The following is a 17,102-nucleotide window of genomic DNA, read 5'->3' as shown; positions in this document are numbered from 1 at the left end:
CACCACCCCGAAGGGTCGGTGGCCGGTGGGCTCCGGTCGTCTCACGAGTCCGCGCCGAGCGATGGCGCGTTCGCCCGAACCTGAAGGAGCACCATCGTGCTGAAGACCATCGACTCGCTCGGAGAGCTGCGCGGCAAGCGCGTGCTCGTCCGGGCTGATCTGAACGTCCCGCTGGACGGGACCACCATCACCGATGACGGTCGCATCCGCGCCGCCCTGCCCACCCTCACCCGGCTGGTCGAAGCCGGTGCACGGGTCGCCGTGATCTCCCACCTCGGCCGCCCCAAAGGCGCACCGGAGGACAAGTACTCCCTGAAGCCGGTCGTGGGCCGTCTCGGCGAGCTGCTGGGCCAGGACGTCGCCTTCGCGACGGACACCGTCGGCAGCTCCGCGCAGGAGGTCGTGGCCGGGCTTGAGGATGGCCAGGTGGCCGTGCTCGAAAACCTGCGGTTCAACCCGGGGGAGACCTCGAAGGACGAGTCGGAGCGGCTCGCCTTCGCCGAGCAGCTCGCCGCCCTCGGTGATGCCTTCGTCTCCGACGGCTTCGGCGTCGTCCACCGCAAGCAGGCCTCCGTGTACGAGCTCGCCACCCTGCTGCCCTCGGCCGCCGGTGAGCTGGTGCTGCGTGAGGTGGAGTCCCTGCGCAAGGTCACCGATTCTCCGGAGCGCCCCTTCGTGGTGGTGCTCGGCGGTGCGAAGATCGCCGACAAGCTCGGAGTCATCGACAGCCTGCTGGGCAAGGCCGATCGCATCCTGATCGGCGGCGGCATGGCCTACACCTTCCAGAAGGCGCAGGGCTACGAGGTCGGCAAGTCGCTGCTCGACGAGAGCAAGCTCGACGTGGTGCGCGAGTACCTCGAGCGCGCCGAGAAGAACGGTGTCGAGCTGGTCCTGCCCGTCGACACGGTGGTGGCACCCGAGTTCTCCGCCGACGCGCCCGCGACGGTGGTCCCCTCCTCCGAGATCCCCTCGGATCAGGAGGGCATGGACATCGGCCCGGAGACGGCGAAGCTGTTCGGCGAGAAGATCGCCGATGCAGCGACCGTGTTCTGGAACGGCCCGATGGGTGTCTTCGAGTTCGAGAGCTTCGCCAAGGGCACCTCGAGCGTCGCGGATGTGCTCTCGAAGGCTCCCGGCTATACCGTGGTCGGCGGTGGCGACTCCGCCGCCGCGGTCCGCATCCTCGGATTCGACGAATCCCTCTACTCGCACATCTCCACCGGCGGCGGCGCGAGCCTCGAGCTCATCGAGGGCAAGGACCTGCCGGGCATCTCAATCCTCGAGGAGGACTCCAAGTGACGACCCGTACCCCGCTGATGGCGGGCAACTGGAAGATGAATCTCGACTGGAAGCAGGGCCTGTCCCTGGTCGAGGAGCTGGGAGAACAGCTCAAGGGTCTCGACACCTCGGTCGTCGAGACCGTCGTGCTCCCCCCGTTCGTGGACCTGCGCACCGTGCAGGTCGCCGTGGACGCCGGCAAGCTGCCGATCGCCTACGGCGCGCAGGACATCTCCGAGCACGAGTCCGGTGCCTACACCGGCGAGGTCTCGGGGCAGATGCTGAAGACCCTGGGCTGCACCTATGTCGCCGTCGGCCACTCGGAGCGTCGCCAGTACCACGGCGAGGACGAGCAGGTCACGAACGCTAAGGTTCGGGCAGCCTTCGCCGCGGGGCTCACCCCGATCCTGTGCGTCGGAGAGCCGCTCGAGGAGCGCAAGGCCGGGAACCATGTCCCGTTCACCCTCGCGCAGCTCACGGGCGGCATCGAGGGTCTGACCGCCGAGCAGGCGGCGAAGATCGTCATCGCCTATGAGCCCGTGTGGGCGATCGGCACCGGCGAGGTGGCCAGTGCAGACGACGCGCAGGAGGTCTGCCAGGCGATCCGCGAGGCGCTGCGCGAGCTGCACGGCGATGTCGTCGCCGACGCGGTCCGCGTCCTCTACGGCGGCAGCGTGAAGTCGTCCAACGTGGTCGAGCTGATGGGCAAGGCCGATGTCGATGGCGCCCTCGTCGGCGGAGCCTCGCTCAAGGCCGAGGAGTTCGCCAAGATCGCGGGCTTCCAGGGCTGAGTGACGTACTGCGAGCTTGCGAGCGGTAGAAGCTCAGCAGGTTCAGCACAGGCTGAGCGACGTACTGCGAGCTTGCGAGCGGTAGAAGCTCAGCAGGTTCAGCGCAGGCTGAGCGACGTACTGCGAGCTTGCGAGCGGTAGAAGCTCAGCAGGCGAGAGCCTTGCCACGCGGGCCGGACCCAGTATGGGTCCGGCCCGTGCCGTATGCTGGATCAGTCCGTCGTACCCCGTGGAAGGTGCCTGCACTCGTGGATCTGCCCCTGCTGAAGCTCATCCTTCAGGTCATGCTGGCCGTCCTCGGTCTGCTCACGATCATGTTCGTCCTGCTGCATAAGGGACGTGGCGGCGGGCTCTCCGATATGTTCGGCGGCGGTGTCTCCTCCAATGCGAGCGCCTCTGGGGTGGCCGAGCGCAATCTCAACCGCCTCACGGTGGGTGTCGCGGTCAGCTGGGGCGTGTGCGCAGTCGGCCTGGGCATCGTGGAGAAGCTGCTCTGAGCCTTCGCCTCCGGTCTCTTAAAGGCCGCTGAGTCGTATGAGAAGGGCCGGTCACCATGGTGGTGACCGGCCCTTCTCGCGTTCTCAGCGTCCCGTGGGACTGCTCATTGCGGCAGCTGCCCGGCGGCGGCGGCGTCGAGGAACCAGGTCGTCGACTCCAGGCCGCGCACTGCCGAGGCAGGGACTTCCCAGGGGTTGATGTCCTGGTGACCGTCGCGCACCGCGCCGGCCTTCTCCTCGCCGGCGACCAGCAGTGCCACATGGCGGGAGGAGTTCAGCACCGGCCACGTCAGCGAGATCCGCTCCGAGGGCGGCTTCGGCGAGTCGGTGACCCCGATCGCGCTCGCTGCCACCTGTCGCTGATCCGGATGCTCGGGGAACAGCGAGGCGATATGACCGTCAGGTCCCACGCCCAGCATCACCACATCGAAGAACGCCCGGCCGCGGGTGCGGAACGGCTGATCGCCGCCCATCTGGTCCAGCTGCTGCCCGTACCAGGCGGCGGCGTCGTCCAGTGACATGCCGTCCGCGGGGGAGGGCATCACATGGATGTTGCGGGCCGGAAGCCCGGACTCGGCCTGGAGCGGCGCGAGCAGCGAGTCACGCACCGCCACCTCGTTGCGATCCTCGGAGTCCGAGGCCACGAAGCGTTCGTCGCCCCACCACAGGTGCAGGCGGCTCGCATCGACCCCTGCGGCGTCCAGCGCTGCGGGCAGCGCAGCGGCGGTCTTGGTGCCGACCGTCCCGCCGGTGAGCACCAGGTGCGCGAGCGGACGCTCCTCGAGGGCGGCTGCGAGCTGCTTCGCGGTGTGCTCTGCGGCAGCGGCCGCGACCCCGTCCGCGTCGGGCAGCACCTGGTCGACGGGATCGGGCTTGCCCCCGGCGAAGGTGGCGGTGTCATCGATGCTGCTGTACGTGGTGGCGAGCACCTCGCCGTAGACCTCGTCGGGGTCCAGTCGGCGCAGCTCCTCGGTGATGAGCTCAGCGAGCGTGCGGCGCGGCATGGTGACGTGCTGTCCGGTGTCGTCACCGGGGAGCTTCATCACGATCGAGGCGTCATCGACCCGGGTGAGGTCGATGGTGCCGTCCTGGCGGACCAGACGGACGCTGTGCACACCCGCATAGTCGACGTCGCCGCCGTTGGGGGGCAGCACCTCCGCCTCGACCCCGAGGGCGTGCTCGAGCCAGCCGGCCATGAGCACCACCGAGGGGTTGTCGACCGTGCCGGCGACCTCCACCTTGGTGGGGGTCGAGATCGGCGGGACCTCGTAGGCGCTCGCGACCAGTCCGCGCCAGCGGGTCAGCCGCGCCCAGGCGAAGTCGGAGTCGCCGCTGGCGTAGCCGCGGCGCAGCCGCTTGAGGGTCCCCAGCGGGTCCTGGCAGGCGGCGGAGTCGGTGATGCGACGCTGGGACATCGAACCCAGCACGTCATGGATGGGGGAGGACGGAGCATTCTCCGGCCACCAGGTCACGATCGGGGCATCGGGGAGCAGCAGCGCCATCACCAGGGTGTCCAGCGACCACAGCACGTCCCCGCGGGCACGCAGGATCACGATCTCCCCGGCGCCGGCGTCACGGCCCACCCGGATCTCCGCGTCCAGGCCGGAGTTCTCAGCCTCCGGCTCCGCATCGACCACGATCACCCGGGCAGGATGCTCGTGGCTGGCGGCGATGGCCGCCTCGAGCGGCTCCTCGACATCGCCGGTGGCGACGATGATCAGGGTGAGGACCCGGCCGATGGTGTTCGCGCCGAACGTCTCCCGCATCTCGATCATCTGCTTGTTGATCGCCGATGCGGTGGTGTCGGTCAGGGTGGTGATCACGGTCGCCTCCAGGTACGCCCGTCGAGGGCGAGCATCTCGTGCGCGGTATCGGGGCCCCAGGTGCCGGGGCGGTAAGGAGCGGGGTCGAGGTTCTGGGCCCAGAACTCGGTGATGGGGTCGAGGATCTTCCAGGAGAGCTCGACCTCCTTCTGCCGCGGGAACAGCGGCGGGTCCCCGAGCAGCATGTCCAGGATCAGCCGCTCGTACGCCTCCGGTGACTCCTCGGTGAAGTTCATGCCGTAGGCGAAGTCCATGGTCACGTCCCGCACCTCCATCTGGGTGCCGGGGACCTTCGAGCCGAAGCGCATGGTGACGCCCTCATCGGGCTGGACCCTGATGACGATCGCGTTCTGACCCAGATCCGCGGTGTCCGTGGAGCGGAACGGCAGGAACGGGGCACGCTTGAAGACGACTGCGATCTCGGTGACGCGGCGGCCCAGCCGTTTGCCTGCACGGAGGTAGAAGGGGACACCGGCCCAGCGGCGGGTGGCGATGTCCAGGCGCATCGCGGCGAAGGTCTCGGTGGTGGAATCGGCGGGGATGCCGTCCTCCTCGAGATAGGGACGCACCTGCTCGCCTCCCTGCCAGCCGCCCACGTACTGGCCGCGAGCGGTGTGCGCCGCCAGATCCTCCGGCAGCTCGACGGCGGCGAGGACCTTCTCCTTCTCGGCACGCAGATCGGAGGCGCGGAAGGTGACGGGCTCCTCCATCGCCGTCAGCGCGAGCAGCTGCAGCAGGTGGTTCTGGATCACGTCTCGGGCGGTGCCGATGCCGTCGTAGTACCCGGCACGGGAACCGATGCCGATGTCCTCGGCCATCGTGATCTGCACGTGGTCGACATAATTCGCGTTCCAGATCGGCTCGAACATCTGGTTCGCGAAGCGCAGCGCCAGGATGTTCTGGACCGTCTCCTTGCCCAGGTAGTGATCGATGCGGAAGACGTCCTCGGGACGGAACGCCTTCTCCACCACGTCGTTGAGCTCGCGGGCGGAGGCGAGGTCGTGCCCGAAGGGCTTCTCGATGACGACTCGGCGCCAGGAACCGTCGCGGGGGGTGTTGAGCCCCGAGTCCGCGAGCTGGCCGCAGACCTGCGGGAAGGCGTCCGGCGGGATCGAGAGGTAGAAGGCGTGGTTACCGCCGGTGCCGCGAGTGCGATCGAGCTCGCCGACCACCTCGGTCAGCTTCTCGAAGGCGGCGCTGTCATCGAAGGTGCCGGTGACGAAGCGGAGCCCGCCGCGGAGCTGCTCGAAGACGCTCTCGTCGAAGCCGGTGCGGGAGTGCTCGGAGACGCTCTTGCGGACGTAGTCGGCGAAGTCGTCATCGGACCACTCCCGACGACCGAAGCCGACCAGCCCGAAGCTGGGCGGCAGCAGGCCACGATGGGTGAGGTCATAGATGGCGGGCAGCAGCTTCTTGCGGGCGAGGTCGCCGGTGACGCCGAACATCACCATCGAACTGGGCCCGGCGATGAGCGGGAGACGGCGGTCGCGGGGATCGCGCAGCGGATTCGGCGCGTCAGCCCCGGCAGGGGGAGTGGAGGAGTCGGTCACGTTCGTCCTTTCTAGGACACGGAGCAGAGGAGCACGGCCCGCCCATGATGCGGGACCGTGCTCCTCGAAGAGTCAGGCGCGGGCGGACTCGACGGAGGCGGACACCGTGGCCAGGAGCTCGTTCCAGGCCTTCTCGAACTTCTCGACGCCCTCGCGCTCGAGCAGTGCGAAGACCTCGACCAGGTCGACCCCGGCGCCGGCGACGCGCTCGAGCGTCGCGACGCCCGCGACAGCGGCCTCGGCGGACAGCGGAGCCTTCAGCTCCGAATGGTCCGCGGCGGCCTCGAGGGTCTTCTCCGGCATGGTGTTGACGGAGGGATCCGCGACCAGGTTGTCGACGTACAGGGTATCGGCGTAGTCGGGGTTCTTCACGCCGGTGGATGCCCACAGCGCCCGCTGGACGTTCGCACCCTTGAGCGCGGTGAAGCGCTCAGAGCCGAAGGCTTCGAGGTAGGTGCCGAAGGCGGCCTGTGCGTTCGCGACGCCGGCCTGGCCGCGCAGAGCGGTCGCCTCCTCGGTTCCCAGGGCCTCGAGCCGCGCGTCGATCTCCGAGTCCACGCGGGAGACGAAGAAGGAGGCGACAGAGTGGATCTTCGCGAGATCCTTGCCCGCTGCCGCGGCCTGCTCGAGACCGGTGAGGTAGGCCTCGATCACGGCCTGATAGCGCTCGACAGAGAAGATCAGGGTGACGTTGACGCTGATGCCCTCGGCGATCACTGCGGTGATGGCCGGCAGGCCGGCCTCGGTGGCGGGGATCTTGATCATCACGTTCTCGCGGCCGACGACCTCGAAGAGGTGCTTGGCCTGCTCGATCGTCTTCTCGGTCTCGTGGGCGAGGCGGGGATCGACCTCGATGCTCACGCGGCCGTCGAAGCCGTGCGAGGACGCGTAGATGTCGGCGAAGAGATCGGCGGCGCTGCGCACGTCATCGGTGGTGAGCACCTCGACGATGGCGTCGACGTCCTTGCCCTCCGCCGCGAGGCGGGCGATGTCTGCGTCGTACTCCGAGCGGCCGGAGATCGCAGCCTGGAAGATCGACGGGTTCGTGGTCACGCCGACGATGTTGCGGCTGTCGATGAGCTCCTGGAGGTTCCCGGAGGACATCCGCTGACGCGAGAGATCGTCGAGCCAGATCGAGACTCCGGCATCGGAGAGGGCCTGGGTGTTGGTGTTCTGAGCCATGGTGTTCCTTCCGGGCGCTGTGCGCCCTGTGTCGAACTGGTGTCGCCCGGTGCAACGGTCTCAAGCGCCGGATCCTTCCCCGAGGTGAGGGAGGGAACCTCTGGGTCCGCGGTCGGCGGCGGGACGGGCGGAGGGAGAAAGGGGAGGGGAGAGGAGAGGATGGGGAGAGGAGGGGAAGAGGAGCGGGGCGGGACCCGGAGGCCCCGCCCCGCGGAGGATCAGGCCCCGGCTGCGGCGAGGGAGTCCTTCGCCGCTGCGACCACGGCCTCGGCGGTGAAGCCGAACTCCTTGAAGAGAGTGCCCGCATCGGCCGATGCACCGTAGTGCTCGAGCGAGACTGCACGCCCATGGGTGCCCAGGAAGCGGTACCAGGGCATCGCGATGCCGGCCTCGACGCTCACGCGTGCGGTGACCGACGCCGGGAGCACAGACTCCTTGTACTCCTCGTCCTGCTCGTCGAACCACTCGACGGACGGCATCGAGACCAGGCGGGCAGGGATGCCCGCCGCCTCGAGCTGGGTCTGCGCCTCCGCGGCGTACTGCAGCTCGGAGCCGGTGCCGATGAGGATCACCTGCGGCTCCGCCGAGGCCTCCTTCATGATGTAGCCGCCCTTGACGAGGTTCTCCGCGCCCGCGTACTCACTGCGGTCGAAGGTCGGCATCGCCTGCCGGGAGAGGATCAGGCCGACCGGGCCGTGATCCCGCTCGAGCAGCGCCTTCCAGGCCTGCGCGGTCTCATTCGCATCCGCGGGGCGCACGATCGACAGGTTCGGGATCGCGCGGTACGCGGCCAGGTGCTCGACCGGCTGGTGGGTGGGGCCGTCCTCGCCCAGACCGATGGAGTCATGCGTCCACACATACGTCGCGGGGACCTTCATGAGCGAGGCGAGGCGCACCGCGCCGCGCATGTAGTCGGAGAACTGGAAGAAGGTGCCGCCGTAGGGGCGGGTGAGCCCATGCAGCGAGATCCCCGAGAGGATCGCGCCCATCCCGTGCTCGCGGATGCCGAAGTGCAGCGTGCGGCCGTACTTGTCGCCGGAGAACTCGGAGGAGCTGAGCTCCTCGGGGAGGAAGGACGACTCGCCCTTCATCGTGGTGTTGTTCGAGCCGGCGAGGTCGGCGGAGCCGCCCCACAGCTCAGGCATGACCGGTGCGAGGGCCTCGAGGACCTTGCCGGAGGCGGCGCGGGTGGCGAGGCCCTTGGCGTCGGCCTCGAAGCTCGGGAACGCCTCGGCGAAGCCCTCGGGCAGCTCACGTGCCTGGAGCCGGTCCAGCAGAGCAGCCTTCTCCGCGTTCGCGGAGCGCCACGCCTGGTAGCCCTTGTCCCACTCCGCCTTCGCAGAGACCGCGCGCTCAGCGAGGGCGCGGGTGTGGGCGAGGACATCCTCGTCGACCTGGAACTGCTGCTCCGAGTCCAGGCCCACGGCCTTCTTCAGGCCTGCGACGCCCTCGGCACCGAGCTTCGCGCCATGCACCGAGTGGCTGCCGGCCAGCTCGGGGATCGGCCAGCCGATGACGGTGCGCAGTCGGATGAAGGTCGGCTTGTCGGTGACCTTCTGAGCTTCGAGGATCTCGGTCTTCAGGGCCGCGACGTCTTCGAGGTACTCGGTTCCGCCCTGGGTCCAGTCCACGGTCCGCACGTCCCAGCCGTAGGCATCGTAGCGCGCGGCGGTGTCCTCGGTGAAGGCGATCGAGGTGTCACCCTCGATGGAGATCTCGTTGTCGTCCCACAGGACGATGAGGTTGCCGAGCTGCTGGGTGCCGGCGATGGAGCTGGCCTCGCTGCTGACACCTTCCTGGAGGTCGCCGTCGGAGGCGATCACATAGGTGAAGTGGTCGAAGGGGCTGGTGCCCTCAGCGGCCTCGGGGTCCAGCAGGCCGCGCTCGCGGCGCTGCGCCATCGCGAAGCCGACTGCCGAGGAGATGCCCTGGCCCAGCGGACCGGTGGTGATCTCCACGCCTGAGGTGACGAAGTTCTCCGGGTGGCCCGGGGTCTTCGAGCCCCAGGTGCGCAGCTCCTCGAGGTCCTTCTTCTCGAGGCCGAAGCCGCCGAGGAAGAGCTGGATGTACTGCGTGAGGCTGGAGTGACCGGCCGAGAGCACGAAGCGGTCGCGGCCCAGCCACGACGGATCCTTCGGATCGTGCCGCATCACGTCCTGGTAGAGCAGGTAGGCGGCCGGAGCGAGGCTCACAGCGGTGCCCGGGTGCCCATTGCCGACCTTCTCGACCGCATCAGCGGCGAGGACGCGCGCGGTGTCGACCGCACGCTTGTCGAGTTCGGTCCAGCCCTCGGGGGCCTTGAAGTTCTCCGTCATTATCGGGTGCTTCCTTTCGCCGGTGTGCAGCCGCTCGGCCGCGTGGATCGACAGGCCTCGGCGGGCGGTCCCGGCAGTACGTCCTGCGACGTGCGGGTTCCCTGTGCGAGGCGACAGCGTCCAGCTTAGTCGGGCGGGGTCCATGACGCTCGTCCGTCCAGCCTGTTGCCGAGCGTGTCCCAGCGGCTTCGCACACGATCCTCCGCGGTCGCGGTCGCGCCTGCCGCCCGGGGTGCATGGCGGGGTGGGCGACACGGTGCGGGTTCTCACCTCTGGCACTGGTGCCGCCCGGAGGGGCCACCGCCTAGACTGTGGGGGTTCACGCGGCTGCCTTGCCGCGCTCAGAGGAAGGACGGTGGGCGGTGACCGCCACCCAGGGAGCTTCGGTCCAGCATGCACGCCGGGGAGGTGGACGGGCCCCGCAGTCCGCGCGCTCCGTGATCCGCAGCTATGTGGCGCTGACCAAGCCGCGCATCATCGAGCTGCTGCTGATCACCACGATCCCCACGATGTTCCTCGCCGCAGGCGGGTTCCCCTCGCCGTGGCTGATCCTGAACACCATGATCGGCGGGTACCTCGCTGCGGGCGGGGCCAACGCTCTGAACATGTACCTCGAGCGCGACATCGACGCGAAGATGAAGCGCACCCGCAACCGACCGATCCCGTCCGGCGCAGTCTCGCCGCGCGCCGCCCTGATCTTCGGCATCACGATCTCGATCGTCTCCGCGCTCTGGCTGGGCCTGCTCGTGAACTGGGCCTCGGCCGCGCTCGCGGTCGGTGCGATCCTGCTCTACGTCGTCTTCTACACGATGATCCTCAAGCGCCGCACCAGCCAGAACATCGTCTGGGGCGGGATCGCCGGGTGCATGCCGGTGCTGATCGGCTGGGCCGCCGTGACCGGCACGGTGTCCTGGACCGCAGTGCTGCTGTTCCTGGTGATCTTCTTCTGGACCCCGCCGCACTACTGGCCGCTGGCGGAGAAGTTCGCCGCGGACTACGCCAATGCCGGCGTGCCGATGCTCCCGGTGGTCGCCTCGAAGACGACCGTGGCCCGTCAGATGATCATGCACACCGCTCTGATGATCGCCTCGAGCCTTGCGATCATCCCGCTGGGATCGACCGGCTGGGTGTACGGCGTCGCCGCGGTCGCCTCCGGGCTGTGGTTCGGCTACCTCGTGATCCGCTACGCACTGCGCGTGCGCCGTGGTCTCACCGGCAAGGCCCTGAGCCCGATGACCGTCTTCCACGGCTCGATCACCTATCTCACCGTGCTCTTCGTCGCCCTCGCGATCGATCCCTTCGTCACCCTGTGACCAGCGGCGGTCCGGGACCCGACGGGGAGCCGGAACCCGCTGGCGAGCCGGAACCCGCCGGCGAGCAGATCCTGCGTCCCGCTGACCGTCGGACCCTCGAGCAGTATCTGAGCCACCTGCGCATCGAGCGCGGGCTCTCCTCGAACACCCTGGACGCCTACCGCCGCGACCTCACCCGCTATCTGGCCGACCTGGCCCGGCGGGACGTGGATCCCACGGCCGCGGATCCGCAGCAGCTGGGGGCCTGGCTGCAGTCCGTGCGCACCGGTGCCGACGGCGGAAGCCCGCTCTCCGCCGCCTCCGCCGCCCGTTCCCTGGCCGCGGTCAGAGGGCTGCACTCGTTCCTCGACGCCGAACGCGTCTCCACCACCGGCGATCCCTCGCGCCTGGTCCCGTCTCCGACGCTGCCCAAACGGCTTCCGCACCCGCTCAGCATCGACCAGGTCGAAACGCTCATCGATGCCGCCGGCCGCCCCGGCACCGGGCGGGACGCCACCGAGCGGGCGCTGCGCGATCGCGCGCTGCTCGAGGTGCTCTACGGGCTGGGCGCCCGGATCTCAGAGGCGACCGGACTGGATGTGGACGACATCGATCCCCAGGAACGGGCCGCGGTGCTGCGCGGCAAGGGCGACAAGCACCGGGTGCTCCCGGTGGGCCGTTTCGCGCTGGCGGCGCTCGAGGCGTACCTGACCCGCGGCCGTCCCACGCTCGCGGCGCGGGGGAGCGGCTCCCCGGCGGTGTTCCTGGGCTCCCGTGGGACCCGGCTCACCCGGCAGGCCGCCTGGCAGGTGGTGCGGCGCGCGGCGGAGGAGGCCGAGCTGATGGATCTGGCGGAGCCGATCAGCCCTCACACCCTGCGCCATTCGTATGCCACCCACCTGCTGCACGGCGGCGCAGATGTGCGCAGCGTGCAGGAGCTGCTGGGACATGCCTCCGTCACCACCACGCAGCTGTACACGCAGGTCACCGTCGACACCCTGCGCGAGACCCACGCCTCCGCCCACCCCCGGGCTCAGTGAGGGGCTTAGACTTGTCCGGCGCGACGTCCCTGCCGGGCCCGATCCCTCGGGGACGACCTGTGCGGGACGCGGACGGCATGGTGCAGCCGTCGTTCCCCGGACCACGCTCGGATCAGTTCCGAACGGTCACGGATCGTTCCGCACCACCAGACCACGACGCCGACGACAGGACACCGACGTGAGCCCGACCTCCTCCCAGCAGCTGGACATCGATCTCGGCCCGACCGGCCGACCGATGCCGGAGCTCCCGGAGCCGGCCCCGCTCGACTCCCATGGGCCGGCACGCATCATCTCGATGGTGAATCAGAAGGGTGGGGTGGGGAAGACCACCAGCGTGATCAACCTCGGGGCGGCCCTGGCCGAGCTCGGGCGCAAGGTGCTCCTGGTGGACCTGGACCCGCAGGGTGCGCTCAGCGCCGGTACCGGGGTGAACCCCTACGACCTCGACGTGACCGTGTACAACCTGCTGATGGAGCGTGGCCATGACGTGCACGACGTGATCCAGGAGACCTCGACTGAGAACCTCGACGTGCTCCCGGCCAACATCGACCTCTCCGCCGCCGAGGTCACCCTGGTCAACGAGGTGGCCCGCGAGATGGCCCTGGCACGCGTGCTGCGCCCGGTGGCGGATGAGTACGACGTCATCATCATCGACTGCCAGCCGTCGCTGGGCCTGCTGACCGTGAACGCACTGGCGGCGAGCCATGGCGTGATCATCCCGCTCGAGGCGGAGTACTTCGCCCTGCGCGGCGTGGCCCTGCTGGTGGAGACGATCGAGAAGGTGCAGGACCGGATCAACCCCCGGCTCGAGCTCGACGGCATCCTGATCACCATGTTCGACCCCCGCACCCTTCATTCACGCGAGGTGTGCCAGCGGGTGGTCGGCGCCTTCCCGGACAAGGTCTTCCACACCACGATCAACCGCACCGTGAAGTTCCCCGACGCCTCGGTGGCGGCCGAGCCGATCATCTCCTTCGCCTCCTCCACCAAGGGCGCTGACGCGTACCGCCAGCTCGCCAGGGAGCTCATCTCCCGCGGTTCGGCGGCCTGATGGCCGCCGATCGGCGCGGCGGGCAGCGCCCCGGTTCCTCGGGCCGCTCCAGCAGCCAGCCTCAGCGACGTCGCAGCGCCTTCACGCCGCCCAAGCGGGTGCGGCTGCGCGACGAGGCGGGCACCCCGGTGGCGCCGGCCAAGGATCCGGACGGCCTCGCCCCCGAGCCCCATCGCGAAGAGGGCGAGAGGCTGCAGAAGGTCCTGGCCCGAGCCGGTTTCGGCTCCCGCCGGGCCTGCGAGACCCTGATCTCCACCGGTCGCGTGCGGATCGACGGGGTCATCGTCCAGGAACAGGGAGTGCGGATCGATCCCACCACCCAGGTGGTGCATGTCGACGGTCGCCGGCTCCAGCTGGACCAGACGAAGCTGACGCTGGTGCTGAACAAGCCGCGCCACGTGGTCTCCGCGATGAGCGATCCGGAAGGCCGGCGCAACCTCGCCGAGTTCACCGCCGGCCACTCCCAGCGGCTCTATCACGTGGGCCGGCTCGATTACGAGACCGAGGGCCTGCTGCTGCTGACCAATGACGGCGAGCTCGCCCACCGCCTGACCCACCCCAGCTTCGAGGTCGAGAAGACCTACGTGTGCCGCTTCGAGGCACCGGGCGGCGCTCCCCGGGGCCTGGTGAAGTCCCTGCGCGAGGGAATCGAGCTCGAGGACGGTCCGGCCCGTGCCGACCGGGCCCGGGTGCTCGCCCAGGACGGTCATGAAGCGGTGGTCGAGGTGACCCTGCATGAGGGGCGCAACCGCATCGTGCGGCGCATGTTCGCCGCGCTGGGATTCGAGCTGACCGCGCTGGTCCGCACCCGGATCGGCCCGGTGCTGCTCGGCGATCTCGACTCGGGCAGCACCCGGGAGCTGACGGGCCGTGAACTCGGCACCCTGATGGCCGAGGTCGGGCTGTGATGTCGCTGGTGCCCTCTCCGGTCCGGATCATCGGCACCGGGCTGATCGGCGGCTCGCTGGGCATGGCGCTCGGCGCCGCGGGAGCCAGCGTGCAGGTCGAGGACGTCTCCCCGGGCACCACGGCGCTCGCGGTCGAGCTGGGGGTGGGGCATGTCGCCGACCCCGCCGGGCCCGACCCGCGGCTCGTGGTCATCGCAGCCCCACCCGACGCGACCGCCCAGCTGGTCGTCCAGGCCCTGCGCACCTGGCCGCAGGCACTGGTCACCGATGTGGCCAGCGTCAAGGGGATCGTCCTCGAGGGCATCACCCAGGCGGTCGAGCCCGAGGAGCTCACCCGATACATCGGGGCCCATCCGATGGCCGGACGTGAAGTCTCCGGCGTGATCTCGGCCCGTGGCGATCTGTTCCGCGGGCGACCCTTCGTGGTCGTGCCCCACCCGAGCACCCGCCCCGAAGCGATCAGCCTCCTCCAGGGCATCGCCACCGCAATCGGCTCGGTGCCGGTGGTGATGGGCGCCGACGAGCACGACACCGCAGTGGCTCACGTCTCGCATGTGCCGCAGGTGCTCTCGAGCCTGCTGGCGACCACGCTGCTGGAACCGGGGGAGACGGCCCTGGGACTGTCCGGGCAGGGTCTGCGCGACTCCACTCGCATCGCCGACTCCGACCCGAGGCTGTGGGTCGAGATCCTCGGCGCCAACGCTGAGGCGGTCAGCGAGGTGCTCGACGGGGTGCGCGGCCGGCTGGACGAGATCCTGGCCGCCCTCGCCACGATGACCGGGGACCCGGACCCCGCCGTCGGCTCCCGCCGCGCCCTCGCAGAGCTCATCGCCGACGGGAATCGCGGGGTGCGGCGCATCCCCGGCAAGCACGGCGGAGCCTCCGACTCCTTCTCGACCGTGACGGTGCTGGTGCCGGACCGTCCCGGCGAGCTCGGTCGGCTGTTCACCGAGATGGGGGAGATCGGGGTCAACCTCGAGGACTTCCACCTCGAGCACAACTACGGGCGCCAGGTGGGCCTCGGACACCTCTCCGTGGACGCCTCCCGTGAGGAGCTGCTCACCCGAGAGCTCTCCGCACGCGGTTGGACCGTCGCGGAGTCCTGAACGCCCCGTATCCTTGCCGGATGCACACCAGCGCGCCGCACGACCCTTCCTCCCTCGCGAACACCGGCCCCGCCCGCGGCATCGCCATCGCGATCGACGGACCGGCCGGCTCCGGCAAGTCCACGGTCTCCCGCTATGTCGCCGATGCGCTCGAGGGCGGCATCCTCGACACCGGCGCGATGTACCGCGCCGTGGCCTGGGACTGCCTGGACCGCGACATCGACCTCACCGATCGTGAGGCTGTCGCCCAGGCCGCCGAGGAGCTCGAGCTCGAGCTCGGCACTGATCCCGAGGGCGCGACCGTCGTGGTGCGAGGCACCGACATCACCGCCGAGATCCGCAGCGAGCGGATCTCCCAGCGCGTCAGCGACGTCGCCACCAACACCCTGGTGCGCGCGATCCTGCAGCAGCGTCAGCGCGAGCTGCTCTACGCCACCGCCGACGAGCGCGGCTTCTGCGTCGCCGAAGGCCGCGACATCACCACCGTGGTCGCCCCCGACGCCCAGGTGCGCGTGCTGCTGATCGCCTCCGACGAAGAGCGGATGCGCCGCCGCGCCGCCGAGCTCGACCTCGAGGACAACGAGGACACCCGCGCCCGGATGGCCGATCAGGTGCTGCGCCGGGACCGGGACGACTCCACCGTCTCGGAGTTCCTCACCGCCGCCGAGGGGGTCGAGACCCTCGACACCACGGGCCTCGACATCGCAGACGTCGTCGAGCGGGTGCTGATGCTCGTCGCCGCGGCCGAGACCGCGCAGGAGGAGGCCGAGCACGGCAAGCCCGAGCCCGTCCGGCGTCGGACGACCACCTCGGAGGGCGCGTCGGCCGACGGTCCCACCGATGCGGACATCGAGAACGCGCTGCGCGCCGGCCTGTCCGACTACGAGCTCGATGACGAGGACCTGGCCCTGCTGACGGGGGACGAGTCCGAGGAACTGATGCCCGAGATCCAGCGGAACCTTCCGGTGGTGGCGGTGGTGGGCCGTCCCAACGTGGGCAAGTCCACCCTGGTCAACCGCATCCTCGGCCGCCGCGAGGCGATCGTCGAGGACCGCCCCGGGGTGACCCGCGACAGGGTCTTCTATGAGGCTGAGTGGGCGGGCAAGGACTTCTGGCTGGTCGACACCGGCGGCTGGGAGGACCGGGTCCAGGGCATCGCCTACAGGGTCGCCGAGCAGGCCGAGGTGGCCGTCTCCCTCGCCGACGTCGTGATGTTCATCGTCGATGCGAATGTCGGTGTGACCACCACCGATGAGCAGCTGCTCAAGGTGCTCCGCAAGGCCAAGGTGCCGCTGGTGCTGGTGGCCAACAAGGTCGATGACCAGCGCGGCGAGATCGAGGCCGCCGGGCTGTGGAACCTGGGCCTGGGGGAGCCGCATGCGGTCTCCGCCCTGCACGGGCGCGGATCCGGCGACCTGCTGGACGCCGTGCTCGCCGCGATGCCCGAGGAAGGCCGTGGGACGCCCGCCGACCGCGGTCCCCGCCGGGTGGCCCTGGTGGGTCGTCCGAACGTCGGCAAGTCCTCGCTGCTGAACCGGCTCGCCAAGGAGCAGCGCGTCGTGGTCGACGATGTCGCCGGCACCACTCGGGACCCGGTGGACGAGAAGATCACGCTCGGTGGCAAGGAGTGGACCTTCGTGGACACCGCCGGTATTCGGCGCCGGGTGCTCCAGTCCCAGGGCGCCGACTACTACGCCTCGCTGCGCACCCGCTCCGCCCTGGACCGGGCCGAGGTCGCGGTGGTGCTGCTGGAGGCCTCCGAACCGATCTCTGCTCAGGACTTGAAGATCATCGACATGGTCCTGGAGTCCGGGCGCGCCCTGGTGCTCGCCTTCAACAAGTGGGACCTGTTGGACGAGGAGCGTCACAAGACGCTGGAGCGGGAGATCGAGCGTGATCTCGCACACGTCTCCTGGGCTCCTCGGGTGAACATCTCCGCCGAGACGGGCCGCCACGCCGACCGCCTGGTGCCCGCGCTCGAAGCTGCGCTGGAGTCCTGGGACCGGCGCATCGCCACCGGCCGGCTCAACGCCTTCCTGGGCCAGCTGGTGGCCGCGCATCCCCACCCGGTGCGCAGCGGCAAGCAGTCCCGCATCCTGTTCGCGACGCAGGCACGAACCAGGCCGCCGCGCTTCGTCATCTTCGCCAGCGGCTTCCTCGAGCACGGCTATCGCCGCTTCATCGAGCGCCGTCTGCGCGAGGACTTCGAGTTCACGGGCTCACCGATCGTGATCGGCGTGCGGATCCGCGAGAAGCGCCGCCGCTGACA

At 69.6% G+C, this 17,102-nt stretch carries 13 protein-coding genes; 9 read left to right on the top strand and 4 right to left on the bottom strand.

What is annotated here, in order from left to right:
- The first annotated feature begins 96 nt into the window (after nucleotides 1–96).
- The 3 genes from ACT3UF_RS19435 (at nucleotide 97) to secG (ending at nucleotide 2,566) form a co-directional block, all read left to right on the top strand.
- The gene (locus tag ACT3UF_RS19435) at nucleotides 97–1,299 is read left to right on the top strand and encodes a phosphoglycerate kinase (protein WP_441444047.1); all 1,203 of its coding nucleotides are present in this window, start codon (nucleotides 97–99) and stop codon (nucleotides 1,297–1,299) included.
- Entirely contained in the window at nucleotides 1,296–2,069 is a 774-nt protein-coding gene (gene tpiA, locus ACT3UF_RS19430) for a triose-phosphate isomerase (RefSeq protein ID WP_441444046.1), read from the top strand. The genes ACT3UF_RS19435 and tpiA overlap by 4 nt, the downstream gene beginning before the upstream one ends.
- 254 nt (nucleotides 2,070–2,323) lie before the next feature.
- Nucleotides 2,324–2,566 (top strand): preprotein translocase subunit SecG, encoded by a 243-nt coding sequence (gene secG / locus ACT3UF_RS19425; protein ID WP_441444115.1) that lies wholly within the window; start codon nucleotides 2,324–2,326, stop codon nucleotides 2,564–2,566.
- A gap of 104 nt (nucleotides 2,567–2,670) precedes the next feature.
- Here the strand turns inward: secG and pgl are convergent, their stop codons facing one another.
- The 4 genes from pgl to tkt all read right to left on the bottom strand — a co-directional run bounded on the left by pgl (nucleotide 2,671) and on the right by tkt (nucleotide 9,436).
- The gene (gene pgl / locus ACT3UF_RS19420) at nucleotides 2,671–4,389 is read right to left on the bottom strand and encodes a 6-phosphogluconolactonase (RefSeq protein ID WP_442332302.1); all 1,719 of its coding nucleotides are present in this window, start codon (nucleotides 4,387–4,389) and stop codon (nucleotides 2,671–2,673) included.
- The gene (zwf, locus tag ACT3UF_RS19415) at nucleotides 4,386–5,939 is read right to left on the bottom strand and encodes a glucose-6-phosphate dehydrogenase (protein ID WP_441444044.1); all 1,554 of its coding nucleotides are present in this window, start codon (nucleotides 5,937–5,939) and stop codon (nucleotides 4,386–4,388) included. The genes pgl and zwf overlap by 4 nt, the downstream gene beginning before the upstream one ends.
- Before the next feature lie 72 nt (nucleotides 5,940–6,011).
- Nucleotides 6,012–7,121: a transaldolase gene (tal, locus tag ACT3UF_RS19410; RefSeq protein WP_441444043.1), complete on the bottom strand. Its 1,110-nt coding sequence runs from the start codon at nucleotides 7,119–7,121 to the stop codon at nucleotides 6,012–6,014.
- Between the two features lie 218 nt (nucleotides 7,122–7,339).
- On the bottom strand, nucleotides 7,340–9,436 hold the full coding sequence (gene tkt, locus ACT3UF_RS19405; RefSeq protein ID WP_444608464.1) for a transketolase: 2,097 nt from the start codon (nucleotides 9,434–9,436) through the stop codon (nucleotides 7,340–7,342).
- A gap of 362 nt (nucleotides 9,437–9,798) precedes the next feature.
- Between tkt and ACT3UF_RS19400 the strand changes: the two genes are divergently transcribed.
- The 6 genes from ACT3UF_RS19400 (at nucleotide 9,799) to der (ending at nucleotide 17,100) form a co-directional block, all read left to right on the top strand.
- Entirely contained in the window at nucleotides 9,799–10,749 is a 951-nt protein-coding gene (locus ACT3UF_RS19400) for a heme o synthase (RefSeq protein ID WP_441444041.1), read from the top strand.
- Nucleotides 10,746–11,768, top strand: a complete 1,023-nt coding sequence (locus ACT3UF_RS19395) for a site-specific tyrosine recombinase XerD (protein WP_442332305.1) — start codon at nucleotides 10,746–10,748, stop codon at nucleotides 11,766–11,768. Before ACT3UF_RS19400 ends, ACT3UF_RS19395 begins: the two co-directional genes overlap by 4 nt.
- A gap of 178 nt (nucleotides 11,769–11,946) precedes the next feature.
- Nucleotides 11,947–12,819 carry a ParA family protein gene (locus ACT3UF_RS19390; protein ID WP_441444039.1) on the top strand — a complete coding sequence of 291 codons (873 nt, stop codon included), beginning with the start codon at nucleotides 11,947–11,949 and terminating at the stop codon, nucleotides 12,817–12,819.
- A complete protein-coding gene (locus ACT3UF_RS19385; RefSeq protein WP_441444038.1) occupies nucleotides 12,819–13,727 on the top strand; it encodes a pseudouridine synthase in 909 nt (302 codons plus the stop codon). Before ACT3UF_RS19390 ends, ACT3UF_RS19385 begins: the two co-directional genes overlap by 1 nt.
- The gene (locus tag ACT3UF_RS19380) at nucleotides 13,727–14,833 is read left to right on the top strand and encodes a prephenate dehydrogenase (protein ID WP_441444037.1); all 1,107 of its coding nucleotides are present in this window, start codon (nucleotides 13,727–13,729) and stop codon (nucleotides 14,831–14,833) included. The genes ACT3UF_RS19385 and ACT3UF_RS19380 overlap by 1 nt, the downstream gene beginning before the upstream one ends.
- A gap of 20 nt (nucleotides 14,834–14,853) precedes the next feature.
- Nucleotides 14,854–17,100 carry a bifunctional cytidylate kinase/GTPase Der gene (gene der, locus ACT3UF_RS19375; protein ID WP_441444036.1) on the top strand — a complete coding sequence of 749 codons (2,247 nt, stop codon included), beginning with the start codon at nucleotides 14,854–14,856 and terminating at the stop codon, nucleotides 17,098–17,100.
- Nucleotides 17,101–17,102 lie beyond the last annotated feature (2 nt).

Origin of the sequence: Brachybacterium sp. AOP24-D1-21 (genome assembly GCF_052378665.1) — a bacterium.
Taxonomy (GTDB): Bacteria; Actinomycetota; Actinomycetes; order Actinomycetales; family Dermabacteraceae; genus Brachybacterium.
This window is presented reverse-complemented; position numbering and strand designations above follow the sequence as displayed.

What these genes read in the sequence shown, in the direction of transcription:
- tal (WP_441444043.1), bottom strand. Translation starts at nt 7,121, where the DNA reads ATGGCTCAGAACACCAACACCCAGGCCCTCTCCGATGCCGGAGTCTCG.
- tkt (WP_444608464.1), bottom strand. Translation starts at nt 9,436, where the DNA reads ATGACGGAGAACTTCAAGGCCCCCGAGGGCTGGACCGAACTCGACAAG.
- ACT3UF_RS19385 (WP_441444038.1), top strand. Translation starts at nt 12,819, where the DNA reads ATGGCCGCCGATCGGCGCGGCGGGCAGCGCCCCGGTTCCTCGGGCCGC.
- ACT3UF_RS19380 (WP_441444037.1), top strand. Translation starts at nt 13,727, where the DNA reads ATGTCGCTGGTGCCCTCTCCGGTCCGGATCATCGGCACCGGGCTGATC.
- der (WP_441444036.1), top strand. Translation starts at nt 14,854, where the DNA reads ATGCACACCAGCGCGCCGCACGACCCTTCCTCCCTCGCGAACACCGGC.